Consider the following 7,943-nt stretch of genomic DNA (forward strand, 5'->3'; position numbering starts at 1 on the left):
GTGTTTTTGTTTTTGTAGCGGTTTTTCTCTAATTAAGAACTGTTTATTATCTTTAGTTATGAGAATGTTGAAATTGGGTATGTTGTTTTTAACGGTGGCTTTTACGGCTTGCGTTTCATTTGTGCAACGAGAAGATGTGGATTATTCCAGTCTGGTCAATCCTTTTATCGGAACGGATTTTACTGGGAATACATATCCCGGTGTACAAGTTCCATTTGGAATGGTTCAGCTGAGTCCGGATAACGGTCTTCCTGGCTGGGATAGAATTGCTGGATATTATTATCCGGACAGTACTATTGCAGGTTTTAGTCATACTCATTTATCAGGTACGGGAGCTGGAGATTTGTATGATATTTCTTTTATGCCGGTAACTTTGCCATATAAAGAGGCGGACTCTCCCTTGGGGATATATTCAACATTCTCTCATAAAAATGAAATGGCATCTGCGGGATATTATCAGGTGATGCTTGATGATTACCATATCAATGTGGAGCTTACGGCTACTCCTCGTTGTGGTATTCAGCGATATACATTTCCTGCAGCTGAATCGGCTATATTCTTAAATCTGACTAAAGCGATGAACTGGGATGAAACGCTTGATTCTTATATAGAGGCTGTCGATTCTATGACATTGAGGGGGTATCGTTATTCCAATGGCTGGGCTAGAAATCAGAAAGTTTATTTTTATACTAGAATTTCGAAACCTTTTGAAAATATGCAGATAGATACGGTGTCAATCAATAAAGAAGGGAAACGGATTGGTACAGGATATGTGGCGAGGTTGGATTATACGACAGCAGAGGGAGAGCAGTTGTTGTTGACTACGGCCATATCTGGTGTCAGCATGGAAGGGGCAGAAAGGAATTGGAAGCAGGAAGCAAGGATGGAGGATTTTGATTCTTATCTAAAACAGGCAAAAGAATCCTGGAATCAGGAACTAGGCAAGATAAAAGTTCTCGGAGGAGATGAGAATGACAAAACCGTATTTTATACGGCGCTTTATCATAGCATGCTTGCCCCTACGATATATGATGATGTAGATGGACGTTATTATGGTGCTGATGGAGAAATACATGCAAAAGAAGGATGGATAAATTATAGTACTTTTTCTTTATGGGATACTTATAGAGCCCAACATCCTTTGTTTACCTTGATTCAGCCGGAAAGAGTGAGCGACATGGTGAAGTCGTTTATTGTATTTTATAATCAGAATGGTCGGCTTCCAGTATGGAATCTCTATGGAAGTGAAACAGATATGATGATTGGTTACCATGCTGTATCGGTAATTGCGGAAGCCTATCTGAAAGGTATTGATGGATTTGATCCTCAAAAAGCATTGGATGCATGTGTACATACCGCAAATATAGATGAGTATAGAGGCATTGGTATCTATAAGGAAAAAGGCTATATCCCTTATGACTTGCCCGATACCTATAACAGTGAAAACTGGTCTCTTTCTAAGACACTGGAATATGCTTATGATGATTACTGCATTGCCAGAATGGCGGAAAAGATAGGCGAGAAGAAGGTTGCGGAAGTATTCTATGCTCGTTCGCGAAATTATAGAAATGTGTATAATCCGGTTACTTCATTTATGCAGCCAAGGGCATCCGACGGAAGCTTTCTAAAAGATTTTGATGCAGAAGATTATACGCCTTATATAACGGAAAGCAACGGCTGGCAGTATTTCTGGTCGGTACAGCATGACATTAAAGGGTTGATAGAGTTATGTGGAGGCAAGAGCAGGTTTGAAGAAAAGCTGGACAGCATGTTTACACTGCGTGCTACAGAAGATAAGCTTCCTATTTTTAGTACAGGTATGATAGGACAGTATGCACATGGTAATGAGCCCAGTCATCATGTGGCTTATTTGTATAATTTTGTGGATAAGCCATATAAGGCACAGAAATATATTGCCGAAATTATGCATGATTTATATCGCAATACTCCTGACGGATTGTGTGGGAATGAAGACTGTGGTCAGATGTCTGCATGGTATGTATTTTCAGCGATGGGCTTTTATCCTGTAAATCCTGTATCATGTGAATATGAAATCGGAACCCCTTTGTTCCCGGAAGTAAGGTTGAGTTTGCCGGGAGGAAAGATCTTTAAGATTCTGGCTAAAGACGTAACCCGGGAAAAGTGTTATGTAAAATCTGTCAAACTTAATGGGCAGCCGCTTCATCGGAGCTATATTACGCATGAAGAAATTGCGTCAGGAGGAGTACTGGAGTTCGAAATGACTGATCAGGTTCAGTAATCTGTTTGTGCAAGTAAGTGTTTTGTTTAGTTGAGTTGTTTTTAAGAAAAAGATATAATTTAAGGTAGAAAGGTATGAACCAAGTGAGTTATAGTAAGATTAAAGATTTTCTGGATGGAAGATGTTCGGATGAAGAACGTAGGAGTATTATAGAATGGATTACTCGTTCGGAAGAAAACGAAAGAACGTTTTTTCGTTGGGAAGAACTTTATTTCCTAGGAAAGTTTAAGAAACCAGATCTTGCGAAAGCTGAAGAGAAACTGTTGATGCGTATCAAAGAGGAGTGTAAAGCACGCAAACGGGTATTACGGATGCGATACGTATTTCGTTATGCAGCAATGATTGTCACTTTGCTGGCAATTACGGCTTTTGCATTTTGGTATTTTGTAACGCCCCATACAGAATGGATGCTTGCGCAGACTACATTTGGTGAGACGAAAAACATTGTTTTGGAGGATGGTACAAAGGTTTGGTTGAATGAAAATACGGTGTTGAAATATCCTAAAAAGTTTTTAGGGAACAAAAGAATGCTTGAACTTGATGGAGAAGCTTATTTTGAAGTTGCCAAGAACAAGCAGATGCCGTTTGTTGTTGAAGGTAAGACAATGCAGATTGAGGTGCTGGGAACCAAGTTTAATTTTAAAAACCGGACAGGCTGTCGTGTGGCTGAGGCTTCTTTGCTGGAAGGTGAAATAAGGGCCCGTGGAAATGATGACGAAGGTATGATTCTTCTGGCTCCGGGGCAAAGGGTAGAACTAAACTCGGCTACTAAGCAGATGAAGATTTTTGCCACGGATGCTGGTATGGATGCCATGTGGCATGATAACCTGATACCTCTTGACAATGCCAATATTTTTCATATTGCTTCTATATTGGAGGAACTATATGACGTAGAATTCATATTATCACCGGATATAGATAAGACTGTGACATATTCAGGTGTGCTGGGACGGAAGAAAAACATCATAGAAGTCCTTGATATTTTGAAAGAAACCATTCATATTGATTACAAAATTCATAATAATACCATATTTATATCTACAAGATAACATGAAAATAAAGAGAGCTCTGGCGGTATGCAGTTGTTGTGTGTTGATTCTTGGATGTCATCATCAGCATATGGCAATGAAGGAAAAAGATTATGCCCGATGGGTAAACCCCTTTATTGGCACAGGGGGACATGGCCACACTTTCCCAGGTCCGTTAGTGCCTCATGGCATGATACAGCCCAGTCCTGATACTCGGATTGACGGGTGGGATGCATGTGCCGGGTATTATTATGCAGATTCCATAATTAACGGTTTTTCGCATACGCACGTCAGCGGAACAGGTTGTGCAGATTATGGTGATGTGCTGATTATGCCAACAGTAGGACGACAGATGTATGAAATACAGGCTTCTAGCAATCAGCAACTTCCTTATGCTTCTTCTTTTTCGCATGAGAATGAAAGGGCCACACCTGGTTATTATTCTGTTTGGTTAGACCGTTATGGTATCATGGCCGAATTGTCGGCCACTCAACGAGCTGCCATTCATCGCTATACCTTTCCCTCTAGTGCATCTTCCGGCTTTATTGTAGATATGGACTATTCCATACAGAGGCAGAATAATTTGGATATGAAGCTGGAGGTGCTCAGCGATACGGAATTGTGCGGAAGCAAGACAACTCGATACTGGGCTTTTAATCAAAAAATCTATTTCTACGCTAAATTCTCAAAGCCTTTTGCTTGTACAATTGTGTCGGATACGTTGGTTGATAAGAACGGAAAACAGCTTCCGCGTTGTAAGGCACTTTTACGGTTTGCTACGGCTAAAGATGAGCAAGTCATGGTGAAGGTTGGTATTTCTGCTGTAGATACAGAAGGCGCAAAAAAGAACGTAATCGTTGAAATTCCTGATTGGAACTTCGAAAAAGTGAAGTCGGATGCTTATTCAGCATGGAATGATTATCTGTCGAAGATTGAGGTTGCCACACCTGACAAAGATAAGAAAACTATATTTTATACAGCCATGTATCATACGGCAATCAGCCCGAACTTGTTTACTGATGTAGACGGACGCTATCTGGGAATGGATCTTAAAGTGCATCAGGGTAGCAGGGAAAGACCTGTATATACTGTTTTTTCTTTGTGGGATACATTTAGGGCACTTCATCCGCTTTTGTCGATTATTGCTCCAGATTTGAACAATCAGTTTATAAATTCGTTATTATTAAAGCACAAGGAAGGAGGAATTCTTCCAATGTGGGATTTGGCTTCCAATTATACGGGAACGATGATTGGATATCATGCTGCATCATTGATTGCCGATGCCTATACAAAAGGATATGCAGACTTTGATCTGGATGAAGCTTATGAGGCTTGCCTGAGAACAGCTGAGTATGATACAACCGGCATCCAATGTCCTTATCCAGTGTTGTCTCATTTGATGCCTATGGCAAAGTATTACAAAAACACGATTGGGTACATACCTTGTGACAGAGAGAATGAATCGGTAGCAAAAGCGTTGGAATATGCATATGATGATTTTTGCATTTCTATTTTGGCAGAAGCTAACAATGATTTCAAAAATCGGGAGAAATATAGCAAACATGCTAATGCTTACAGACTCTATTTTGATCCGGTCACACGGTTTATGCGAGGGTTGAATTCAGAGGGGGAATGGCATATCCCTTTTAATCCTCGGGCATCGAATCACAGAAATGATGATTATTGTGAAGGGACAGCTTGGCAATGGACTTGGTTTGTTCCTCATGATATAGAGGGATTGATTGACCTTATGGGAGGTCGGAAAGCCTTTGTTGAAAAGCTGGATTCTTTGTTTTCCGCAGATTCTAGCCTGGAAGGAAATGCTGTTTCTGCTGATATTACCGGATTAATCGGGCAATATGCCCATGGGAATGAACCCAGCCATCATATTATTCATTTGTATAATTATGCTGGGGAGCCTTGGAGAACTCAGGAACTGGCAGATAGCGTATGTCGCAGTCAATATGGTAATGCTCCAGATGGATTGGCCGGTAATGAAGATTGTGGTCAGATGTCGGCGTGGTATGTTATGAATGCGATAGGATTCTATCAAGTATGTCCGGGAAAACCTGTATATTCAATTGGAAGACCTTTGTTTGACAAAACGATAATCAGGCTTGCGGATGGGAAGCGGTTTATTATTAAAACGAAAAATAACTCGAAAAAAAATAAATACATAAAATCAGCAACCTTGAACCAGCGTATTTTGTCTGTTCCATTCTTTACCCATCACGATATTGTGCAGGGAGGAACTTTGGAACTTGAAATGACGGATGTTCCTACAAGATGGGGGCAGTGAGGTTTTTAGGACTGATTATAGAACGTGGAATCCTTAAATTGTTAGTATAATGAAAAATGTATTGTTTTTTATATTGTTATGTACAGGACTTTTACCTGTTTTTTCGAAAGATTATACGGAATTTGTAAATCCTCTTGTGGGTACTCAGTCTACTTTTGAGCTTTCCACAGGAAATACTTATCCGGCAATTGCGCGTCCGTGGGGAATGAATTTCTGGACTCCACAGACTGGCAAGATGGGGGATGGCTGGCAATATACTTATACAGCCACTCGAATTTGCGGTTTCAAGCAAACACATCAGCCTAGTCCGTGGATTAATGATTACGGACAATTTTCCATTATGCCGGTGACAGGAACTCCAGTCTTTGATGAAGAACATCGGGCAAGTTGGTTTTCACATAAGGCTGAAGAAGCAAAAGCTTACTATTATAAGGTATATTTGGCAGAACATGATGTGCTTACGGAAATCACTCCTACCGAACGGGCAGCCATGTTTCGTTTTACCTTCCCAGAAAATCCTTGCTCTTACGTGGTCGTTGATGCATTCCATAAAGGAAACTTCAAAGAAACACCTTATATAAAAATTGATAAGGAACACAATCGGATTGTAGGATATACAACTAGAAATAGCGGAGGGGTACCTGAAAACTTCAAGAATTATTTTGTAGTAGAATTTGACAAGCCTTTTGTTTACATGGCTACGGTAGCCGATAGCAGCTTGATGGAAAATGTATGCGAACAGCAGGCAGACCACTGCGGGGCTATCATCGGATTCAGTACCCGTAAGGGGGAGACTGTACATGCTCGTGTGGCTTCTTCTTTCATCAGCCTGGAGCAGGCATTGTTAAATTTGAAGGAACTGGGCGAAGATGATTTCGATACCTTGGTCGAGAAAGGAAGGAAAGCCTGGAATGAGGTATTGGGAAAGATTGAGATAGATGGAGGAACTACGGATCAGTACCGTACTTTCTACTCTTGTCTTTACCGTTCATTGCTGTTCCCAAGAAAATTCTATGAAGTGAATGCTGCAGGAGAAGTTGTGCATTACAGCCCCTACAACGGACAGGTATTGCCGGGATACATGTATACGGATACTGGTTTTTGGGATACCTTCAGGTGTTTGTTTCCTTTGCTGAACTTGGTGTATCCGTCGGTCAATAAGGAAATACAGGAGGGTCTGGTTAATGCTTATAAAGAAAGTGGATTTTTCCCTGAATGGGCGAGCCCAGGACATCGGGGGTGCATGATTGGTAATAATTCAGCTTCGGTATTGGTGGATGCATATCTCAAAGGTGTAAGGGTAGACGATGTGGAGGTTTTGTATGAAGGATTGTTGCATGGAGCAAACAACGTGCATCCCGAGGTTTCTTCCACAGGAAGACTGGGCTATGAATATTACAATACTTTGGGCTATGTACCCTATGACGTGAAAATCAATGAAAATGCGGCTCGTACATTGGAATATGCATATAATGACTGGTGTATCTATCAGTTGGCCAAGGTTTTGAAGCGTCCGAAAAAAGAGGTAGAGCTGTATGCAAAGCGTGCGATGAATTATCGGAACCTTTTTGACAAAGAAACCTGCTTGATGCGCGGCAAAAACAAGGATGGAAAATTCATGGCGCCTTTTTCTCCCCTGAAGTGGGGGGATGCCTTTACTGAAGGGAACAGCTGGCATTATTCATGGTCGGTATTCCATGATCCGCAGGGACTGCTCGACCTGATGGGAGGAGAAATGAATTTTGTAACGATGCTGGATTCCGTTTTTTCTGTACCGCCCGTGTTCGATGATAGTTACTATGGTCAGGTCATCCATGAAATTCGGGAGATGACAGTGATGAATATGGGAAACTATGCGCATGGGAATCAGCCTATCCAGCACATGATTTATTTGTATAATTACGCTCGTCAGCCGTGGAAAGCCCAGTATTGGCTGAGAAAAGTGATGAATACGCTCTATTCTGCTACTCCTGACGGCTATTGCGGAGATGAAGATAATGGGCAGACATCTGCATGGTATGTGTTTTCTGCGTTGGGGTTTTATCCTGTTTGTCCGGGAACGGAGCAGTATGTAATGGGAGCACCTTTATTTAAGAAGGCAGTGCTGCATTTGGAGAATGGAAAGAATGTATGTATTCGTGCCGTAGAGAATACTCCTGAAAACGTGTATATCCAAAAAATGGAATATAACGGAAATGAATATACCCGAAACTATGTGACACATTCTGACCTGATGCGTGGGGGAATAATAGAGTTGCAGATGTCGCCTGTTCCAAATTATAAAAGGGGAATACTGCCAGATGATGTCCCTTATTCTTTTTCAAATGAAAGAACAACCTGTAAAAAATAATCTGAT

General features: G+C 41.1%; 4 protein-coding genes. All 4 read left to right on the forward strand.

Going from position 1 to position 7,943, the window contains the following annotated elements:
* Nucleotides 1–58: 58 nt before the first annotated feature.
* The 4 genes from ACMJ0U_RS08885 to ACMJ0U_RS08900 all read left to right on the forward strand — a co-directional run bounded on the left by ACMJ0U_RS08885 (nucleotide 59) and on the right by ACMJ0U_RS08900 (nucleotide 7,937).
* Nucleotides 59–2,260 (forward strand): GH92 family glycosyl hydrolase, encoded by a 2,202-nt coding sequence (locus ACMJ0U_RS08885; RefSeq protein ID WP_417129612.1) that lies wholly within the window; start codon nucleotides 59–61, stop codon nucleotides 2,258–2,260.
* A 74-nt stretch (nucleotides 2,261–2,334) separates the two neighbouring features.
* Nucleotides 2,335–3,309 carry a FecR family protein gene (locus ACMJ0U_RS08890; protein WP_417129613.1) on the forward strand — a complete coding sequence of 325 codons (975 nt, stop codon included), beginning with the start codon at nucleotides 2,335–2,337 and terminating at the stop codon, nucleotides 3,307–3,309.
* Nucleotide 3,310: 1 nt separating this feature from the next.
* Nucleotides 3,311–5,587 (forward strand): GH92 family glycosyl hydrolase, encoded by a 2,277-nt coding sequence (locus ACMJ0U_RS08895; protein ID WP_417129614.1) that lies wholly within the window; start codon nucleotides 3,311–3,313, stop codon nucleotides 5,585–5,587.
* Nucleotides 5,588–5,636: 49 nt separating this feature from the next.
* Complete coding sequence (locus ACMJ0U_RS08900) at nucleotides 5,637–7,937, forward strand: GH92 family glycosyl hydrolase (protein ID WP_417129615.1); 2,301 nt, start codon at nucleotides 5,637–5,639, stop codon at nucleotides 7,935–7,937.
* Nucleotides 7,938–7,943 lie beyond the last annotated feature (6 nt).

Source organism: Phocaeicola sp. (genome assembly GCF_048170425.1).
Classification (GTDB): Bacteria; Bacteroidota; Bacteroidia; order Bacteroidales; family Bacteroidaceae; genus Phocaeicola.